The organism is Paenibacillus polymyxa (genome assembly GCF_018614975.1).
GTDB classification, from domain to species: Bacteria; Bacillota; Bacilli; order Paenibacillales; family Paenibacillaceae; genus Paenibacillus; species Paenibacillus polymyxa_E.
This window is the reverse complement of record NZ_JAGGNR010000032.1, coordinates 55659-76217: the sequence shown is the minus strand read 5'-3', so window position 1 is coordinate 76217 and position 20559 is coordinate 55659. Positions and strand designations below refer to the sequence as shown.

Genomic DNA, 20559 nt, shown 5'->3' with positions numbered 1-20559 from the left:
TCTAGTGCAGGCAGCGTCTGATTCGGGCATCCAGCTCTACAGGTGAGAACGGTTTGGTCATGTAATCATCCACGCCGCTGCGGAAGCATTGACTGATCGTCTGCTCGACACGTTGCTCGGTCAACACGACAATTTTGGGTGGCTGCTCCATCTCCAGCTTCTGAATATGATGAATGAACGGCAGACCGTCGATGCCATACAGATTCAGCTCGGTAAGCACCAGGTCTGGTGTAACTTTTTCGATCAACTCCAGTGCAGCCAGTCCATCGACGGCTTCATAGGTTTCGTAGCCCTGCATCTTCAGTCGCAACTGCAGGAATTCGCGTACCGTAGGATCGTTGTCCACAATCAAAATTCGTTCCGGTTCGTCCGCCGTATGATCCAGTGTGTAGATATGAATCTCCGACGAATCTATGAGCTTCGAGGACTCAGCCATATGCTGAATGGTTGCCTTCGAAGGGCGCTGCCCTTCCGGGAAACTGGCCAGTGTAATCTGTGGATCGGCACCGGGGACGGTCTCTTGCAGTTCATGCTTGATCCGAAGCCCTTCATAATGAACTTCATCCAGTGACAATCCTGGCAGCAGGACAGCAATCGCCTGGGTCGCCCCATCCGTCCACACCTGAAAAGCAGACTTGCTCGTCTGCTCCAGATGTGTCCTGACCTGCTGCTCAGGTTGAGCGTTTCCTGCACAATGGATGAACATTAAGCCACATGTTTCGGGACCCGTTTCCTTCAATCCCTGTTCTACACTTCGATACACATCAACGGCAGCCTCACGCTGCAATGTCGCCGTATTTGGCATGTTCTTTTCCACCCTTCTTCATTCTCAAGCGGCTTCGCTTGTTTTCTTCTCATCCTCGGACCAGCTTTGACGTGTCATCGTACCCCATGAGTTGTTGTTTTGCATGAACTGCACATGTCCCTGCAATCTCCACAGTACGCCCAGCTGATGGTAACCGACGAACTTCAGCGCGGAGTAGACCAGCATTTTGACCAGATCGGAGAGCTTGTTGTAACGCTTGAAAGCAATCTCCTCCAGGACAAGTGCGCCCACACTCAGCAGGTAACCACTCACGAGGTTCAGCAATCCGAACAGGACCAGGATCGGCCACTGGGTCATATCCAGAAGCACATATCCGGCGAGAGCCAGAAGTCCGGTAACCCGGAAATACGGGTTGAGCGCTTCAAAAAGGACGTTATATGGCATGGTCACCATCCCCATAACCTTATATTTCGGATTGAACAGCATGCCCCGATTCTCCAGCATGTTCTTCAGGTTCCCGCGGCCCCAGCGCTTGCGCTGACTGGACAAGATCCGGTAGGAATCCGGTGCCTGCGTCCAGCATACGGCCTCAGGGCAGAAGGCAACGCGATACTTCAATTTGTTTTCCAGCATATAACGGTGGAGCTTGATGATAATGTTCATGTCCTCCCCGGGATAACCATCCCGGTATCCACCTACGGCGATCACAGCATCCTTGCGGAACATGCCGAAGGCACCGGAGACAATGATCAGACCGTTCATGTGACTCCAGCCAATCCGTCCGCCCAAGAAGGCTTTGAGATATTCAATCGACTGGAACATGGGCCAGATCTTGCGTGGCAGCGATACATCTTGCACTGCCCCGTTTTCAATTTTGCAGCCATTGGCGATCCTTACATCTCCACCGATGGCTACTGTCTCTTCCGGATTCTCCATATACATGCGTGCCATGCGGATCAGGGCATCCTTTTCCAGCAAAGAATCGGCATCAATGGAAGAGATCAGCGGATAATGAGACAGGTTGATCCCGGCATTGAGGGAATCGGCCTTTCCGCCGTTTTCCTTGTCAATGACATACAGATCCGGGAACTCCGGATTATGGTAGATCCCGCGAATTTTCTGACAGGCGATCTTGCCCCGAATCTTCGTATTGGGTACTGGCTTCAGACGATATTCCTCCAACAGGATCTTCAGCGTGGCATCACTGGAGCCATCATTTACAACAATGACTTCATACGTTGGATAATTCAGCGTCATCAGGCAGTTCACATTTTCAATAATCGTCAGTTCCTCGTTGTACGCCGGAACCAGCAGAGAAACGGAAGGCACCAGTTCCGATCCTGACAATGTATTGTATTTGGAATAATGCGACCGCCGGAAGATCGTCCAGATGTTACGGAACGATAAGGCCAGAATGGAAAAATAGAGCGTATTTACAAAAACAACATAGTAGATTGCGACCATGCCGTAGATTAATAGTAGATCCCTAAGCAGTGTAATCCCCTCCTACCGTAGCGACACCTGTGCGTTTCTTGCTGGTTTTGTTCTCTCGGACAGGGCCAAAATAGCGATCGTACAGCAGTCTTTTTTTGTTATGTGCAATCATCTGCTCTACAGCTCTGTCATCGGTTCTCGTGTGCTGCATGGTACTCTCAATCTGCTGCATCGCAATCTCGCGCTCAGCACCTGTACCTTGCACCGCAGCCTGACACAGGGCTTCGAATCCCGGCTCGCCGAGCTTGCCCAGACTCTCCGCACTGTTATAGCGAACTCTCCAGTCTTCATCCCGCAGCGCTTTTCGCAGCAATGGAATACTGCCAGATGCATGTTTCGTTCCAAGCGCTTGTACCACTTCGGCGCGAACTTCCGGGTCGGGGTCCTGGATCAGCTTGAGAATGGTCTCATCCCGGAGCGCCGGACTTGCGCTAAGATACAGCTTCACCGCTTCGGCACGTACATCCTGATGTTCTGCGCCTACCAGTCTGTCGAGTGCAGGCATCACTTCAGGTACAGCTTGTCCCCACATGGCAACCAGTCCAACTTTGACAAAATCAGGATTCCTGTCTTCCAGCAATTCAATTAGAATTCTGCTCGTATCCAGACTCGTTTCGAGCAGAATATCTGCTGCCAGATGGTGAATTGATTTGCCTTTGGTTAACAGCAACGCCAGCATGTCTTTCAGTTCACCTTGTCGAGTCGTACATCTGGAGATGGAACGACCAATCATAATCGCCATCGGGCCCGGTTTCTCATCCTTCAGCAATTCCATCAAACCCGGAACGGCTTCGGGACAACGCATGCCACCCAGGCGATAAGCCGCATCGATCTGGCGACCGTAACGCAGACGGTCCAATTCCTTCAGATCATGCTCTACAAATCCTGCTTCACGGCACAGTGCGATTAATTTGTCGCGATACTCACCCTTGAACTGGTCGATCCATTCAATCAGTCTGTCCTGAATGACTCTGCGTTCCAGCGGAGCCAGCTTGCCTGGTGGCAGTTTGAGCGGACTATTCTCGGTCAAAGCTGTTTGCAGATAGGTGAAGTAGTCACGCTGTTTCAATTCATAAAACGCCGTCTTGCGTCGTTTGCCGTTGTGGGACATTTTCATGGCAAACAATACGATGACGCCTACAACAACAAGTGCGATACAGATGCACAAAAACAAATAGGCCAAAGCCAAACTTGGAAACATGTGAAAAGGTCCTCCTTTATACTCATTTATTCGATCTGAAAACTAGGAATTTTATCGTAGCTCTTCTTCATTTTTTCGTAGCTTAGCTTCAGCCGTTCACTATACTGTACCTGTTCCCAAGGCTGCCAGCTATATACTGGCAAAGTCTTCAGATCCAGTGTCGTCTGTTCACCCCCAGGCCAAGATACTTTCTTCGTGGCGCGGTCCGTTAACCACGGAATGAGTGCAACGCCTTCCACAGCAACTGTAGAGAACTCACGTCCATTCTTGAGCGGTCCATAGTCGATCGCTTGCAGCGAACTCGGATCACCGAACCCTAGCAACATCCAGGGAATTCGCATCTCCACTTGATTGCCATTATACTGCCATGCCGTTAATGAATCTGTATCAGGCTGGCCGGGAGCCGTCGTTCCTCGCTTCAATGTTCCTACCTTTTCATTCATGAACGGTTGAGCAGATCGGGTATCCGGCGGTGTCATCCTCAGGCTGACTGCCAGATTCCATGGGTGGAACGGATTATCTGCGGAATCTGACTGCTGATCTGGCAGCATATCGTATCCTTCTTTGCCGTACAGACGCTGGTTAAAGTCATAATCCTTGGCGATCTCCACCTGAGATTCTTCATCCTGCCCCAGTGTAATCACCGTCTCAAGACCATTACTGAGCGTCCAGCCTGGGAGTAACTTGTCAGGCTGACTGCCTCCAGCAAGTGTATCTGTGCCAATTCGCAGCACTGTCTTCTCCGGGTCAAAAGGTTGATCCAAGGTCAGCCCAATATACAGATAGGCTTCATCATGGGTCATCTTCATTTCCTGAATGCCGTCCACTTGACCCTGCCAGGTTGTGACACCTTCATCCTTCAGATCATCCCAGTCATTAAGTGATCCGTCGATGGTCAACTGTTCCTGTTTACCGGGGTCCATGGCAAGCAGACCAAACATCTTCTCGTTTGTCAGCACGTTCAGCCAATATGCCCGGCGATCAGCCGGAATTTCCAGTGGCATCGTGTTCCATGTTTTTTTGAACCACTCATCCTGCCACATGAACACAATTGCTCCCGAGTATCCTTCATCATAGATATCCTGCGTCAATGACGCGTCAATATCTCCCTGCTCTACTTCGTTATGTCCACCCTGATTCCGCCCTCCCATACCCAGATGGGAAATACCAAGAGAAGAGGGTACGCCATATTCTGTAATCATTACAGGCATATCGGAAAACTCGGCTTTTAGCTTGCGCAGATAACTTTTGTACGTGTTGTACTCACCGTTCTCATCCTTGATCGTTTGGAGCGTTTTATCGATATGGAACAGATCCGGGTAATACGGGTACACATGGTAGGCTGCAAAATAACCTCCCTGCCACGCCTCCGGCTGAATATGTCGGGCATCCACACTGACGAGATCCTCTTCATACAGCGGCTCGCCGGGATGATCCAGCACATCAGTCGTTACCCAGTTGGTGAAGGTCATCGGATGTTCCCATCCATACTTCTTCTCCAGGACCGCCGTATGATCCAGTAACTCTGCCAGCCAGTTCTCGAACGGTGACGCTTCTGGACTCGCCGAGAAATGAACTCCCTTGTACTGCGGCACGTCCGCATGTTTTGCGTTTGTGTTGTCCACCATCGCCGGGTCCCATTCCGTCCCCACATGCCAGGCCATCAGGTATTTTCCTGCATTCGTTTTGTATTTGCCGCTGGACTCTCCCTGCTTGGCAGGAATGTCCGCATCGCCATAGACAGCAGATACGGCCTTTTCAATCTCCTGCTTGAACGTCTGCTCAATATGGGCCGCGTAGGCATCCTGCTTCTCAATCAGCTCTTCTTCAGGTGACCATATGCCCTGTATAAAATATAACGGTTGCTCCCGGCCGCGGTTATATTCGACTAATGCAGAGTAGAAAATCGGTTCGTGAACCGTGTATACCCGGATTACATTGGCTCCCAGATCCTCGATCTGCTGGAACCACCGCAAGTAATCCTCTTTAGTCAGCGGGAATTCTCCCGGGTAATGCCCCGGTGAAGTTGCGCCCAGGTTGACACCTTTGACGAACATCTCCCTCCACGTTCCATCCGGCCCGTATTCCATGAACCGGTCTCCATCGGTCTTGAATTTCATCTCCGTGCCATTCTCCGCTGTGTACGTAACGAGCTTGGGTTGCATATAGTGCCATCCGGCAATTATCCCACCGGTCACCACCACTGCTCCTGTCAATACCGTTAATAGCCAGCGTCTTCGTCTTTGTCTGCTCATGTCTTTAGATTGCTCACCTCTCTAATTATGCATCCTGCTTCAACATCGAATGATCCAACATGAAGTTTACGAAACTTTCCGCTTCGGATGTCCGCTTGGTAGAGATGTCAGCGGTGTAGTTCTCACTATAGCGCTAAGACTCTGCATTTGTAACTAGGCTGATGGAAGCAAACATGAAATGGAACATTCTGCCCATAATTCGTAAAAAGCGCCATCAACTAGCACCCGAAAGCCTCCAGGATACGTCTGATTCCCAAACACTAATATTTGCTAAAATCGCATGGATTAGATGCCTGCTGATCTTGCAATTCTGGAACCTTTATTGTTATGTGCAACGCGGGTACAGGCAACGTTTGCCGTTTGAACACATACCCCATTAAACGCGAGTCATATTTTAAAGTTGCGGACTATTTTACAGTATTAACCATAAAGATTACAAAATTGATACTATAGTCCGATAACGTATCAGCGATATTCCGCGTCACATCAAGGTTTTCTGAAAAATGCAGAAAATCAAAAAAGGACATCAGTCCCCCTCTATAGGACTGTGCCCATTTATAACCCTTTTACAAAAACCCAAATGAACGCCCGGTCATCACCCGGAAGTCATGGATCTCTCACATTAAATGTAAAAAATCACATCTTATTTCCTAATTTTTGACTCTTATATAGCCTTAGGGCAATTGTGTCCAATTTGCAAAATAATTCCGGTTGCCGCATTTCGAATTGTCGGATATGCTTATAAAACAGGAACACTTGTTCCATACTGTAAATAAACTGTTAAATATCGATGTTCAAATGAAGATCATTGATGCTTAACAGAAGAGCTTAGCATCACGGATAAGGAGAGAAGTCTTATGCCCCGCCAAGACAGACGTGTCATCATGCTGGCAGACTGCCAGTCATTCTATGCCAGTGTGGAGAAGTCTGCACACCCCGAATACAAGGACCGCCCCCTCGTTGTCGCGGGAGATCCGGCGCGCCGTTCGGGTATTATTCTTGCGGCCTGTCCACTCGCCAAGTCCTATGGAATTACGACAGCAGAACGACTGGGCGAAGCGCTCGCCAAATGTCCGGATGTTGTTGTTGTTCGCCCCCGGATGGCCGAGTACATTCGGGTGTCCCTTCATATTACACGTATCCTTCAGTCTTACACCGATCTGGTGGAACCCTATAGTATTGATGAACAGTTTCTCGATGTCACCGGAAGCCTAGATCTGTTCGGCAGTCCCGAGACGATTGCGCGCAGCATTCAATCCAGGGTGATGGATGAGACGGGTGTGTACATTCGAATCGGTATTAGTGATACCAAGGTCGTTAGCAAGATGGCCTGTGATCTATATGCCAAAAAAGTCCCTGGAGGCATCTGCACGCTGCCTCGCAAAGATCTGCCATCCACCATCTGGCAGAAACCTGTTCGAGACATGTTCATGGTCGGTTCCCGCATGGCGCAGCATCTCTATAAAATGGGGGTCCATACGATCGGTGATCTGGCCCAGACTCCGCTGTCCCGGCTGAGAGAACGTTGGGGAGTGAATGGCGAGGTATTATGGCGTATCGCCCGTGGCATCGATGATTCCCCGGTCAAACCCGGGACATATGCTCATCAGCAGCAGGGGATCGGACATCAGATGACGCTGCCCCGGGACTATGACTCTTGGGAAGATATCAAGGTGGTACTGCTCGAACTGGCGGAACTCGTCAGTCGACGTTCCCGGGACAAATCACTCATGGGCCATGTGGTCTCGGTTGGATGTCGCGGACAGGATTATGATCGGCCAACCGGTTTCTCCCGCCAGATGAAGGTGAATGAACCAACCAACATTACGGATGAAGTATACGATGCGGCAGCAGCTCTGTTCCTGCGCCATTGGGACGGATTACCCATCCGCCGCATCAGCGTGTCACTGACCGGACTTGTACCCGATTCCGAAGTGCAGCTGTCCTGGTTTGATGACCGCGAACGCAAAAGAGAACTGGAACGTGCGACAGATGATATCAAGCGCAGGTACGGAGAAACCGCCATCATGCGGGCATCCTCCCTCTGCTCGTCCGCGCAAGCCCATGAACGTTCTCATAAAATTGGAGGTCATTATAAATGAGTAAAAAATTGCAGCAAAACGGTATCTTCGAGTCCTCACGCATGATGCTCCCCGAACACCGGGAAGCTTATATTCTTCATCAGGAACAACTTGCTCCTCGCACCCGCCCATCCCTGGATGCCCAGGCCGCGGAAGAAATGTCCCGTTTGCTCAGCAACTCAATGATGCTTGGGGATATGATCACTATCACCCTGTTTCACGAACATGACGATATCCGTTATACCGGACAGGTGCTGCGGATGGATCGTCCTGCCCGTACCCTCAGATTACTGATGGAGGATGGGTGCCGGGATATTCAGATGAACCTCATTACAGATGTGGTGCTAGCTAATGAATGAAGTCGTATATACCACCCCGATGTTGTGGATGTTCCCCCATGATAGCTGCAGTATAGCCCTTGCCATGCAGGACTGTCTTCCTATACATCCTGATGAATACCAAAAGTAGCCGATGAGACATATCCGGGCCATTCACTTCATTCAAAAGGAGCAAATTACCGGATACGTGATTCATCGGCTACATATGAGGGTATGCTTTTTTTCAGAAAACTTTTCAGAAAAAGCTCCAGTCAAATTCCTTGGACAGACGCTCCAGCAGATGCACGCCGGCAATACTGTTGCCTTTGCGATTCAGAGCCGGGCCGACAAGACCAATGCCGAATTGTCCCGGTACAAGGGTCAATATCCCTCCGGATACACCACTCTTGGCGGGCAATCCAACCTCGATGGCAAATTCGCCTGACGCATTATACATACCACAGGTGGTCATGAAGGTTTTGGCAATCTGAACATAGCGACGAGGGATGAGTTCTTCTCCCGTAATCGGATCTGTTCCATCATAAGCCAGAACAAGTGACATTCGTGCCAGATCAGCACAGGTGACTTCAATGGAGCAATGACGGAAATACACGGCAAGCACGTCTTCAACGTCATCCTTGATCACACCATTATGCTTCAGGAAATAACCAAGTGAACGGTTCAGGTGACCGCTCTCCGATTCGGACTGGAATACCTCTTCGTTGTAGCCCAGTTGATCATTATTCGCCAGTTTGCGGAAAAACTCCAGAATGCGGCGGGATTTCTCTTCCTTGCAGTCACCTGCAATCAGGGAAGACACCGTAATCGCACCTGCATTGATCAACGGATTGAACGGGATGCCCGGTTCGACCAATTCAAGCTTGATCATCGAATCGTAATCGTCGCCTGTGGGTTCTTTTCCTACATTAAAGAAAACCGCTTCTTCCCCATGATCCATCAAGGCTAGAATAAGGGTAAACACTTTGGAAATACTTTGCATCGTAAAGGGAACACCGCAATCCCCTGCCGACACATGGTTACCTTCGGCATCCATGATATGTATACCAAGCTCATCCTGAGAGGCTTTGAAAAGCTCTGGAATATAAGAGGCCACTTTACCCTGTCCGGTGTGCAGGCGACTGGTCTCCAGCCACTCCGGCAGTAATGCATTCAGACGTTCCATGGTTGAATTGCTCATATGTCATCTCCTCGCTTCATTTGAAGATTCAACTCCAAAATCTCACCAGGAAGACCATCGTAATCACCTGTCCAGGTGGATACAAAGTTCTGTCTGGTCAAGATCCGGCGGGAAGCAGCGTTAGCCGGATCGATAACTGCATAGAGTGATCCAATCCCTGCGGCTTGTGCCTGAATAATCAACCGTGACGCTATGGATGTGCCTTGACCTTTGCCCCAATGTTCAGGCAGGATCATGTAACCTATCTCAGCCCTGGTCGGGTCCTCCTGATCCGGAATCAATTTGGCATACGCTACACCGGCACCAGCTTCACTAAATACCCGGTAATGTCCGCAAGTGGAACGTTCATTAAAATCCAGCATGGACTCGAATTGCGTTCTCGCCTCTTGCTCCGGTATTGCACGTTCTGTAATCTGTTTCATTACTTCCTTATTAGAAACCAATGCATAATAATCATTAAAATCAGGTTGTGTGTATTTAATGAACTTCATGATATGCCTCCTCTGGGGTACATAGCTTGATCTTAGTCTTAATGAATTCACATAGAGTATAACAGAAGCGAATGATGGAATGCACACAAGGCACCACGCTTGCAGGCAGCCAGATGGTCCGGTAGGCCAACAAGTCAGCAATCTGACAACTGTAGATACCACAAAGCGGCCTCGTCTGGAGACCGCTTTGTTTAATTTGCTTTTTATGATGAAGAAATATTCTTTGTTCCGTACTTCCAGTGCATGTTGTTAGCTTGCCCGTGATGAAGGGTTAAGGTTCATCTGTTTTTCACGTTGACGTGCACGACGACCTTGACCCGGAGGTGTAATGATCAGTGCAAGCAACAGCGAGACAGCGCAGAGTACAGCAATCACGATAAAGGTTAGATGGAATCCGCCCAGCAGGGCACTGATGAATGATCCAGCCAAAGCACCAAATCCAAAGCCCTGATAGATCACACCATAGTTTTTGCTCTGATTTTTCAGTCCGAAGTAATCGGCCACAATCGCCGGGAATACCGTAATGTTACCACCGAAGCAGAATGCAACAGCCGCCACACAGGCGAAGAAAATCCCAAATGTCAGTGGAACCAGACTAAGTGTCATGACAGCTACGGCTGTAACCAGCAGCGCACCAGCGATGACCTTCATTCGTCCTACTTTATCCGACAACGCACCAAGAATAATACGTCCTGCCGTGTTAAAGATCGCAACCATGGCTACCGCATTCGCAGCTGTAGCTACATCAAGTCCAGCGAGCTGTACACCGATATCTTTGACAATACCGATCAGATACAGGCCGCTCATACACGCCGTGAAGAAAATAACGAACAGCATGTACGCTTCTTTTGTACGCAGCATTTCTTTTACCGTATAATCACGATGTACTTCCACTTCTTTCGTCCCCTTAGCACGACTTGCCGGGGCTTGGTTACGAACAACGGCTTCACGAATCAGGAATGAGCCCGCAACAACCAGAACCAGAACGATCATACCCCAATACATAAATGCCTGAGCAGGACCAACGGCACCAATCAATGCCGAGTTCACATATTTGAACAATAGACTACCCGTACCGAAGGCTCCGACCGAGATCCCCGAGATCAGGCCTTTACGCTCCGGGAACCATTTGATCAGATTAGACAGCGACGTAATGTACGCCGTACCATCTGCAAATCCAACAACAAATCCAGCCAAAATGTACAGTAGTGTTAACGAAGTGACCTGGGAACTCAGAATAAGACCCAGCCCAAGCACAACCCCGGCTACACGGATCAGGCGCTGAAGACCCCAACGTTCCTGCAACCGTCCTGCAAACAATGTGGCAAATGCCAAAGCAAAACTCGTAATCGAAAAAGTTATCGCGACCGAGCTGACGTCCCATCCGAAACGATCAGACAACGGTTGATTAAATAAACTCCAGGTATAGATGGTTCCAAGACCCATTTGTACAATGATTGTCCCCAAAACAATAAGCCAGCGGTTCATTTTGGTAGGTGCAAATGTTGATTCAGGTGTTGATGAAACGGATGAAAATGCTGCTTTCATCGTGATCTCCCCTTTGCCGATGTCATATGCATGAATGCGTTCACAAGCTAATCATACATGAAAGGGGATTTAATACACCGGTTTGAGCATGAGTTGCACCAGATGCGGAATGAAATGCTTCTAGATGCGCATGAGTTGCCTGAATTCTTTGACCTTCCCACGGCTCACAGGCACTTCAGCATCCAGATCGCGCAGACGAAGCAGATACGTATTGTTGAACCAGGGCACTATTTCACGGATTTGCGACAGATTTACGACGTACGAACGGTGGCAGCGAAAGAACGTGTCCTGTGGCAGACGGCTGTGAAAATCCGATATGCTCACTGGCATAGTGAACTCCCCATTTTTGGTATATACCTTCGTCACTTTCTCTTGTGCTTCCGCATAGTAGATATCTGCCGTATCCGTAACAATAATATTGTCATTCCGCAGCAGATTAATTCTTCTGTCCGTATTGGAATTCGTATCTCGTTCTCGGAACAGATCTCCCTGTGCAGCAGATCCGTCCACCATAGTAACTGGTCCATCCTCAACATGTTGCTCCACCGGCGTATGATCACGTTTGAATGAGAGCTCCAGCTTATGGAGCATTGCAGCAATTCGTTTCTCGTCATAAGGCTTCAAAATATAATCAAGCGCCTCCAACTCAAAGGCTTCTGCTGCATGTTCCTTATACGCCGTAGTAAATACAATATAGGGTTTAATCGCAAACTTCCCAATATGATGGGCCAGCATCATGCCGTCCAGCGAGGGAATATTGATATCGAGAAAAATGACATCTACTTCTTGTTCCTGCAAAAACTTCAGTACATCCAGCCCATCTTCAAGGCGATCCACTACCTCTATCTGACTATGTTCCTGGATTAAATAATTCAATTCCTCACTTGCCAGAATCTCGTCTTCCACAATAAGAGCTCTCATTGATCCATCATCACCTTGTTACGACATCTCCTTTGGGCACATCAAATAAAATATCGGTTCCTTGTTCCAGCCTTGTAATGGTTACACCTTGTCCGTAGATGAGCTTCACCCGGCGATGCACATTATACAGCCCGATCTGGTTACCAGGCATACAGTCGTGGTAGACACGTTCAATAATATCTGCACTGATGCCTGCTCCTGTATCACTGACACTGATTCGCACAAACTCCGGATAATCCTGTACCCGAATTCGAACAGTCCCAGGTCCTTTGACCTTGAGAATGCCATGAATAATTGAATTTTCGACGAGCGGCTGGATGACAAGACTCGGAATATGCACCGCGACCTCATCAATCTCATAGATCACGTTAAGTCGGCTGCCGAAACGGGCTTTCTCAATCTCCACATAATTGCGGACCTGCTCCAGCTCCTTGTGAATATCGATTAATTCATCCGACAGCTCCAGATTGTAACGCATGTACCCGGATAGGTTCACAATCAGCTCTCGGGCACGATCCGGTTTGGTTCGGATGGACGAAGCAATCGCATTTAGCGCATTAAACAGAAAATGAGGGTGAATGGTTGTCTGTAACGCACGCAGCTCTGCTTTGTTGGCAGCAGCCTTGATCTCTTCTACCCGCGACACCTCCATCTGGGTCGAGATGATCTGCGACAGACCTACAGCCATTGTTTGTAATGGATACGTAATTTTGTACGCTTTGCGATAATAGATTTTGAGCGCACCTGTAATATCGCCTCGTTCTTTGAGCGGAATGATTAACAGCGAGTGGATATCTGGTGTTTTTTCATCAATGACATCATTACTGATTGTAATCTCCCCGCTGGATATCGTCTTCTTGGTCATCTCACTTATAATTTCATTACCGATATGATAGCGTTCCTCACCAAATCCTACATAAGCCAGTACATTCCGGGTATCCGTAATTGCAACCGCATCGGCCTGAATATCCTCCTGAATAATCCGGCAGATTTTGCGCAGAGAATCCTCATTAATCGATCGGAAATACGGCAAGGTTTTGTTCGCAATCTCCAGTGCCAGCTTCGCCTGACGGGCTGCAATCATTTCCTTTTCCCCTTCAACACTCTGCACCAAGAGCACAATCAGCCCAATGTTGACTTCACCCAAAATCATAGGCAAGGCAATCTGCGAAACAATATCAGCACCTAATGGATCGGGATAGGAAAATAGCAGGATCAGTAACATCGTCAGCGCTTCAATGATCATTCCGGCACCAATACCGATGATCCATCGCTTGGGCTTGGGCGTATACTTATGTATATATCCGGAGACCATACCTGCCAGGATACTCGTGATCAGACACGGTATAGCTGCTCCATCCATATCGATCAAATACCGATGCACCCCCGAGACAATCCCCGTAATAATACCTACAGGCGCTCCGAACAAAATACCACCCGATAACACGGCGATGATCCGCACGTTTACCAGTGAACCTTCAACATTAATACCGGTATACGTGCCGAAGATAGCAAAAGCACAGAATAACAAGGTAACTGCAATAGACTCTTGCCACCTTAATTTCCCTTTTTGCAGAATCTGCCTAAATCTCGGCACTCTCGACAGAAAGAATAAAAATATAATCAGCAGCGCCGCCCGTTCAAATAAACCCAGCAGCATCGTGAACATTTCCAATCGTACTTCCTCCACATCTGTCTAAAAATAAATGGAGCCCAACACAGTCACGCCTTTTTGACACAACATTCAGGACATTAATCCATAAGGCTCGTATGCAACAGTTTACCGCTCCCCCCGGAGGAAAGCAAAGTCCATCCTGTGAAAATACATCGACCAGACTGCACCATGCAAATATAATGGTTCATCCCTTAACTTCTATGAGAATCTGCGATTCCAGAAAAACCTATGTTATAATCAGTTGTCATGTTATTCCAATTATTCAGTGAAATTAATTACAGAAAGGTGTTCATGCATGCTGGAAATTCTACTCCTAGGTTCACTTCTACTTTTTAGTCTAATATGGCTTACCCTATATGCTGTCTCCAAACGATCCAACGATCCTGATCGGTCAACAAGGCTTGTCCTGCAAATTATTTTATTTATCTCAATCCTGACTTTAATTGTACAGGACTACATCCTGAAAGAAGAACCTTATAACAGCACTATAATTGTAGTTCTAATCATAACCTTAATATTCATCAGCTCTTTCCAGGATAAAAGCAAGAGTACAAGAGATGAAAATACATAAACTTTCAATTTAGCCCCAACTAAAACCTTGTTCATCCCTTGCCCTTCACCACAAAAAAGGGTGTTCCATCATGTCATCTACATGACTTAATGGAACACCCCTCTTTACATTACCACACCAACTTGAGTGTAATTTGGCTTTTCTAAAGTACTTTCGTTTACACAATAACGGAGAGGACAGAAATAACCTAAAGAAGCGAAGCGTGCGCCTTTATCACCGGATTTTACCCTTGGAAAGGGTAAATCAGAAAATCTGGGGATAACAGCGCTCGGAAGGTTATTCTGTCATCGTAGTGCCCCCGTGTAAACACCCCTCTTTAGCCCATCCACATTACATCGAATCCTTACCTAAACATGCCCCACAGCTTAATCAAATGAAACGTATTATTCGGATCAATCTTCTGCGCAATAACAAAAGTAACGAATTGCTCCTCCTGGGCGGTCGATAAATTCTCGTTCATAATGACCGCTGATGATTTGACCAGTCTTCTCACCTTGGCCTTATCCTGCAAATCGGACTTGGTAACACCATCAATCAACTTTTTGATACGCTCTTTGACAGCAGGATTTTTCATCTTTAATTTAATCCGCTCCACCAGCTGCGGACTAATTCCATATTGTTGATAACCCAAAACGTATAGCACCTCCCAAAAGAATGAACTCACTTCTTATTCATATGTCGGGAGGGCTTGTACACTTGCCTTTTTTTACAAAGGTAATATGAAAAAACCGCTATCATGGGCAACATTAGTCAATCAGATCGCCCTTGAATACTTGCTGTTGCTGTAGAAAATCACGTAGAGGCGTATAGTCCACAGACGTCCAGAAATCCGCTTCCGAAATCAACAGGGATACATCATCTCTGGCCTGTTCCAGCACAGCAAAATCGGCAACCATATCGGCAAGACGGAACTCAGGTAATCCGCTCTGTTTGGTACCAAAGAAATCACCCGGACCCCGGAGATCCAGGTCCCGCCGGGATACCTCGAATCCATCCTCCGTTTCCGTCATGACCTTCATGCGCTCCTGTCCGACCTCTGTCTTGGGGTCAGCAATGAGTACACAATAGGAAGCATGCGCACCACGACCGACCCGACCACGAAGCTGATGTAACTGGGACAGACCGAAACGATCCGCGTCCATAATGACCATTAACGTGGCATTTGGCACATCGACCCCAACCTCCACCACGGTGGTGGAGACAAGCAACTGAATATCATTGCTATAGAATTCGCGCATCATCTCTTCTTTCTCCGCAGCCGTCATCCGTCCATGCAGCAGACCTACACGATATTTTGGAAAGTTCTGCTGCATCTGCACATGCAGGTCAATGGCATTCTGCACATCCAGCTTCTCCGACTCTTCAATGAGCGGACAGATTAGATAGGCCTGACGGCCCTGATCCACTTCTCTGGATATAAACCCGAGCACCCGCTCCATCATATCGTGCTTAACCCAATACGTGGAGATGGGAATCCGTCCCTTCGGACGTTCTGAGATCGTGGATACCTCAATATCCCCAAAAGCCGTAATTGCAAGTGTCCGTGGAATGGGCGTAGCCGTCATCGTTAACACATCCGGATTATATCCTTTGCGACGTAAAACGCTGCGCTGATTCACCCCGAAGCGATGCTGCTCGTCCGTCACCACAAGACCCAGATCACGGAAGAAGACATCTTCCTGAATCAGGGCGTGTGTACCCACCACGATATCAATCATGCCCATTTGCAACGAGGCGACCAGATCTTTACGTTTACGTCCATTTACACTGCCCGTTAACAGCCCTACGGTTACCCCAAACGGTTCAAACAGCTTTTGCAGGGAACGCATATGCTGCTCCGCCAGAATTTCTGTAGGCACCATCAGAGCCCCTTGGAAACCGGATCGAACAGTCGTGTATAACGCAATTGCCGCAATAACCGTTTTACCCGATCCTACATCACCCTGTAATAACCGATTCATTGCATAAGGTGAACGCATATCATGCAGAATTTCAAGCTCCACCTTTTTCTGAGCATCTGTCAATTCAAAAGGTAAACTGCGTACAAACTCACGAATCGTCGTATTATCTGTAGTATGCACTACACCATCCATGCGATTTCGGTTGAGCGCACGGTACGCCTGCATTTTCAACTGGAACAGAAACAGCTCTTCATACACCATCCGCTGTCTGGCCTGCTGACCTTCCCGGTTGTCCTGTGGACGATGGATTCTAGCAATCGCCTGCTTACGAGGCATCAAGCTGTATTTCTTCATCAAGGACTGGGGTAGAATCTCGGGAATCATATCTCCGAATTGGATTAATCCCTGATTGATCGTTTTCCGCATCCATTGTTGCGTCAGCTTACCGGTCACCGAATATACAGGTTGCAGTGTACCTGAACGCCCATCGCCTTTATCGGGGAACTCCGAGTCAGTAACTGTCATCTGCATGCGTTTTTGTTCCCATTTTCCCGTAATCACAATCTCCCGATTGGGGGTAAGTTGTTCTTTGAGGAAATGGCGATTAAACCACGTTGCTGTAATCATCCACTCTTCCGTCATGATCTTACAGGTGAGACGGGACTTTTTGCCGTATCGTTGTAATACAGGAATACCCATTACTTGCCCTTGGACCGTAATCTTGTCCCCATCCTTCACTTCACTGAGCGAACGCAGACGATAATCCTCATAACGAAACGGATAATATTCGAGCAGGTCTTTAACAGTAGAGATGCCAAAGGCGTGAAGCTCTCCCTCTTTGAGAGCACTCACGCCGTTAATTTGCTTAACTGATATTTCTTCCAATTTCATGTCTAATCCCTCATTCCGGAACAGGCCACATAAAGATCGCAATGACACCAGGTCCAACATGACTGCCTATTACGGCTCCAATATTGGTATAGATCACTTCATTCAGTGTAAAATGGCCACGCAGCTGCTCTGCACAAGCGATCGCTGATCCCGGGTCAGCGGTATGACCTACCGCCAGGTTAACCCGTTTGCCTGCAAGATCCTTCTGGAACAGCTCAATAATGCGTGCCATTGCTTTTTTATGACCTCTGACTTTCTCAACTGCATAGATAACGCCTTCTTCATCAATAGACAGGATCGGCTTAATGTTAAGCAGCGTTCCCAAGATGGCTGAAGCTTTGCCAATCCGGCCACCCTTTTGCAGATACTCCAGAGTATCTACGATAAAGAACAACTTGCGAGATTGTTGCATCCCTTCAATAGCAGCAGCGATCTCGACTGCTGACCTGCCCTGTTCGGCAAGTTCAGCAGCCTGTACCACCATCAGACCGTATCCATAAGATGCTGACTTCGAATCCAGCACGGTGATGTCAACCTCACGCTCCAGCAAAGACTTGCCGAGCATGGCCGATTGATAGGTGCCACTCATACCGGATGACAGGTGGATTGACACAATCGGGCGTTCTGGATTCTCATCCAGTAGTGCTTGATACACATTCATGAAATCGGTTGGAGATGGCTGTGAAGTTGTGGGCAACACAGAACCCTTCTTCAATTTTTCATAGAACTGTTCCGAAGTCAGATCAACGCCGTCTGCATATGTTTCTTCCCCGAACAGAACACGAAGTGGAACAATGTGAATCCCGTATTTGCGAATGAGTTCTTCGGGAATATCTGCCGTACTGTCCGTTACAATCGCAACCTTGTGGCTCATGACTCTCCTCCTCTTCGCTAGAGTGTTATTAGGACTCTACAGAGAACAAATAATAATATACGGGCTGTCCTCCAAGATGTACCTCTACCTCAGCATCAGGATACTGTTCTTCAAGCCATGCAGCGAGGGCAGCGGTAACCTCAGGGTCAGCTTCGTCCCCTTCAAGGATCGTGACCACTTCATCTCCACTCTCCATCATCTGCTTGAGCAGCCCTTCACATGTTTGAAGCATGGTCTCATCCGTCGCTACAATTTTGGAGTTATGGATACCAATATAGTGCCCTGCCTTGATATCCAATTCATCATATTGCGTATCACGAACCGCATGAGTCACTTGACCGGACTGCACCCGGCTAATTGCCTCGAGCATCTGGTCACGGTTCGTTTCCGCAGACTCATCTTCCTGGAAAGCAAAAGCAGCAGCCATCCCCTGTGGAATGGTCTTGCTTGGAATAACCGTAATCCGGCGCTCATCTTCAAGCAATTCACGAGCCTGCTCGGCAGCCAGTACAATGTTAGAATTGTTCGGGAGTATAAATACCTGCTCCGCAGCAATTGAACGAATGGCTTTCACAAAATCCTCCGTACTTGGATTCATCGTCTGTCCACCAGACAGAACAACATCGACGCCAAGACTTTGGAAGATCTCTGCAATACCGTCACCGGAGGATACCGCAATAAAACCGTAGGGTGCCATCTCATCTGCAGGAAGGACAGCCTTTTCCATACTGCGTGCTGCCTCAGGTGGAATCTCTGCAAACAATTCGGGTGATGGAGCACTGTCCATGCCTGCTGACAGCAGATCCCGGTGCTGTTCACGCATATTGAGAATATGAATCTGGGTAATCTCACCATAGTGTAGCGCCAGGTTTAATACATCGCCCGGTGTCTTGGAATGGACATGAACTTTGATGACTTCATCATCGGCAATGATGATAATCGAATCCCCATTAACTGACAACGCTTTACGGAATGCTTCGTCATCGAATGCCACTCCTGCGTTCTCTCCAAGCTCACGGTTAATGAAAAATTCCATATCATACAGGAATTCAATGTCTTCCGTTTCCAGTCTCGCCTGAGCAGACAATGGCATCTCCGGCGCAATCACCTGCTGTTGTGCAGGCTTCTTGACATCCACTTCTACCGGTGCAGCCGGTTTCAAAGCAGATGCTGCCACGGATGGGGTTACTTCTTTGTTCAGCGAAGTACGATTCACTCCGTCACTTTGCAGCAATACTTCCATAAAGCCCTCGTAGATATATACAAGCCCCTGACCACCTGAATCCACAACACCAACCTGTTTCAGTACAGGCAGTAATTCCGGAGTCATTGCCAGTGCTTCTTTTGCTTTTAACAAAACTTCATTCATTAATTCAGTAATATCATTCGTCCGTCTTGCGTAGTAGTTGGCATGTTTGGCCGCTTCCTTGGCTACGGTAAGAATGGTCCCTTCAACGGGCTTTACGACTGCTTTGTAAGCTGCGTCAACACCGTTCTGCAGGGCTGCTGCAAATTGGAGCGTATTCAGTTCCTCATAGGGAGCAGCTGAACGACTAAATCCACGGAACAATTGCGACAGAATAACTCCTGAATTCCCCCGTGCGCCCATAAGCAGGCCTTTCGATAGAATACCGGCAGCTTCTCCGATGGAGGCAGAACTTTTTCTTTTAATCTCTGCAACTCCTGCACTCATTGTCAAATTCATGTTCGTTCCCGTATCACCATCCGGCACAGGGAAAACATTCAGGGAATTGACGTGCTCTGCATGCTGTCCAAGTTGTTCCGCTCCGGCAAGTACCATTGCGGTGAAATCTGTTCCATTTAAAGAACGTATACTCAAGTGAGAATTCCCCTTCCTAGCTTGATACACGAACACCTTGCACCAAGATGTGTCTGGTCTGTTCATGCGCTAACGCGGACTGCGTTATTCTTCGTCCATACCTTGTCCGGCACAGGCATACAATACAACATGTCAGCCGGATTAACGGTCTGGGCGGCCGGGCTACCAATATCCTGCACTCTCTGCACCCCTAACTTCGGGGCATACGGATATGCACCGGTATCAAGAGCCGGCATGAATGCCGCATGGAGACTGGTGCCAATGATGGAATGCCGCAGCTCACAGCGTTGCCAAAAAGCAGACCACCGACCTCTAGGTACGGTTTATTCTCCGACTTCCTCGCGGCAACAGCCTGTTCACCACTGTATTATGGACTACTCAACATTGTACTATATTAGACAGGAGAAATAAATAAAGTTTTTGGATCAGTTGACGAAGCTTTTTTAATTATGATATTATATTCAAGTATTGTTTTATGCAGGTTAAGTAATGGAAATGATCCGGTTCATGCCGGCTTAAACAACGCCATTAGCTA

The 20559-nt window shown here is 48.2% G+C and carries 15 protein-coding genes; 2 read left to right on the top strand and 13 right to left on the bottom strand.

Translation table 11 applies throughout. The features are described 5' to 3' along the window. Position 1 precedes the first annotated feature (1 nt). Genes J7E78_RS22290 through J7E78_RS22275 form a run of 4 tightly spaced genes read right to left on the bottom strand, consistent with a single transcriptional unit; the run spans position 2 to position 5716 of the window. Positions 2-805: a response regulator transcription factor gene (locus J7E78_RS22290; RefSeq protein WP_215078245.1), complete on the bottom strand. Its 804-nt coding sequence runs from the start codon at positions 803-805 to the stop codon at positions 2-4. A gap of 24 nt (positions 806-829) precedes the next feature. After that, entirely contained in the window at positions 830-2230 is a 1401-nt protein-coding gene (locus J7E78_RS22285) for a glycosyltransferase family 2 protein (protein WP_215078244.1), read from the bottom strand. A gap of 22 nt (positions 2231-2252) precedes the next feature. Then, positions 2253-3461, bottom strand: a complete 1209-nt coding sequence (locus J7E78_RS22280) for a HEAT repeat domain-containing protein (RefSeq protein ID WP_215078243.1) — start codon at positions 3459-3461, stop codon at positions 2253-2255. Between the two features lie 26 nt (positions 3462-3487). Further along, positions 3488-5716, bottom strand: coding sequence for a hypothetical protein (locus J7E78_RS22275; protein ID WP_215078242.1), 2229 nt, complete (start codon positions 5714-5716; stop codon positions 3488-3490). A gap of 857 nt (positions 5717-6573) precedes the next feature. Here J7E78_RS22275 and J7E78_RS22270 point away from each other — a divergent pair. Together J7E78_RS22270 and J7E78_RS22265 are read left to right on the top strand one after the other, a co-directional pair. Then, positions 6574-7818 carry a DNA polymerase IV gene (locus J7E78_RS22270; RefSeq protein ID WP_215078241.1) on the top strand — a complete coding sequence of 415 codons (1245 nt, stop codon included), beginning with the start codon at positions 6574-6576 and terminating at the stop codon, positions 7816-7818. Beyond that, entirely contained in the window at positions 7815-8156 is a 342-nt protein-coding gene (locus tag J7E78_RS22265; RefSeq protein WP_215078240.1) for a YolD-like family protein, read from the top strand. The genes J7E78_RS22270 and J7E78_RS22265 overlap by 4 nt, the downstream gene beginning before the upstream one ends. 214 nt (positions 8157-8370) lie before the next feature. Here J7E78_RS22265 and glsA read toward each other — a convergent pair whose 3' ends face one another. From glsA to J7E78_RS22220, 9 genes are all read right to left on the bottom strand, one after another. Next, a complete protein-coding gene (gene glsA / locus J7E78_RS22260) occupies positions 8371-9312 on the bottom strand; it encodes a glutaminase A (protein ID WP_215078239.1) in 942 nt (313 codons plus the stop codon). Then, entirely contained in the window at positions 9309-9803 is a 495-nt protein-coding gene (locus tag J7E78_RS22255) for a GNAT family N-acetyltransferase (protein ID WP_215078238.1), read from the bottom strand. The genes glsA and J7E78_RS22255 overlap by 4 nt, the downstream gene beginning before the upstream one ends. A 249-nt stretch (positions 9804-10052) precedes the next feature. After that, positions 10053-11291 carry an L-lactate MFS transporter gene (locus J7E78_RS22250; RefSeq protein ID WP_215078252.1) on the bottom strand — a complete coding sequence of 413 codons (1239 nt, stop codon included), beginning with the start codon at positions 11289-11291 and terminating at the stop codon, positions 10053-10055. A gap of 180 nt (positions 11292-11471) precedes the next feature. After that, positions 11472-12272, bottom strand: coding sequence for a LytR/AlgR family response regulator transcription factor (locus J7E78_RS22245; protein WP_215078237.1), 801 nt, complete (start codon positions 12270-12272; stop codon positions 11472-11474). Between the two features lie 10 nt (positions 12273-12282). Further along, positions 12283-13932, bottom strand: coding sequence for a LytS/YhcK type 5TM receptor domain-containing protein (locus tag J7E78_RS22240; RefSeq protein ID WP_215078251.1), 1650 nt, complete (start codon positions 13930-13932; stop codon positions 12283-12285). A gap of 929 nt (positions 13933-14861) precedes the next feature. Next, a complete protein-coding gene (locus J7E78_RS22235) occupies positions 14862-15149 on the bottom strand; it encodes a stage VI sporulation protein F (RefSeq protein ID WP_215078236.1) in 288 nt (95 codons plus the stop codon). 115 nt (positions 15150-15264) lie between these two features. After that, positions 15265-17310, bottom strand: a complete 2046-nt coding sequence (gene recG / locus J7E78_RS22230; protein WP_215078235.1) for an ATP-dependent DNA helicase RecG — start codon at positions 17308-17310, stop codon at positions 15265-15267. A gap of 10 nt (positions 17311-17320) precedes the next feature. Further along, positions 17321-18184 (bottom strand): DegV family protein, encoded by an 864-nt coding sequence (locus J7E78_RS22225; RefSeq protein WP_215078234.1) that lies wholly within the window; start codon positions 18182-18184, stop codon positions 17321-17323. A gap of 28 nt (positions 18185-18212) precedes the next feature. Beyond that, positions 18213-20024, bottom strand: coding sequence for a DAK2 domain-containing protein (locus tag J7E78_RS22220; RefSeq protein WP_215078233.1), 1812 nt, complete (start codon positions 20022-20024; stop codon positions 18213-18215). Between the last annotated feature and the right edge of the window lie 535 nt (positions 20025-20559).

Bases quoted from the DNA above. Each gene is read 5' to 3' on its own strand.
- J7E78_RS22290 (WP_215078245.1), bottom strand. From the start codon at position 805: ATGCCAAATACGGCGACATTGCAGCGTGAGGCTGCCGTTGATGTGTAT.
- J7E78_RS22285 (WP_215078244.1), bottom strand. From the start codon at position 2,230: ATGGTCGCAATCTACTATGTTGTTTTTGTAAATACGCTCTATTTTTCC.
- J7E78_RS22280 (WP_215078243.1), bottom strand. From the start codon at position 3,461: ATGTTTCCAAGTTTGGCTTTGGCCTATTTGTTTTTGTGCATCTGTATC.
- J7E78_RS22275 (WP_215078242.1), bottom strand. From the start codon at position 5,716: ATGAGCAGACAAAGACGAAGACGCTGGCTATTAACGGTATTGACAGGA.
- J7E78_RS22270 (WP_215078241.1), top strand. From the start codon at position 6,574: ATGCCCCGCCAAGACAGACGTGTCATCATGCTGGCAGACTGCCAGTCA.
- J7E78_RS22265 (WP_215078240.1), top strand. From the start codon at position 7,815: ATGAGTAAAAAATTGCAGCAAAACGGTATCTTCGAGTCCTCACGCATG.
- glsA (WP_215078239.1), bottom strand. From the start codon at position 9,312: ATGAGCAATTCAACCATGGAACGTCTGAATGCATTACTGCCGGAGTGG.
- J7E78_RS22255 (WP_215078238.1), bottom strand. From the start codon at position 9,803: ATGAAGTTCATTAAATACACACAACCTGATTTTAATGATTATTATGCA.
- J7E78_RS22250 (WP_215078252.1), bottom strand. From the start codon at position 11,291: ATGAACCGCTGGCTTATTGTTTTGGGGACAATCATTGTACAAATGGGT.
- J7E78_RS22245 (WP_215078237.1), bottom strand. From the start codon at position 12,272: ATGAGAGCTCTTATTGTGGAAGACGAGATTCTGGCAAGTGAGGAATTG.
- J7E78_RS22240 (WP_215078251.1), bottom strand. From the start codon at position 13,932: ATGCTGCTGGGTTTATTTGAACGGGCGGCGCTGCTGATTATATTTTTA.
- recG (WP_215078235.1), bottom strand. From the start codon at position 17,310: ATGAAATTGGAAGAAATATCAGTTAAGCAAATTAACGGCGTGAGTGCT.
- J7E78_RS22225 (WP_215078234.1), bottom strand. From the start codon at position 18,184: ATGAGCCACAAGGTTGCGATTGTAACGGACAGTACGGCAGATATTCCC.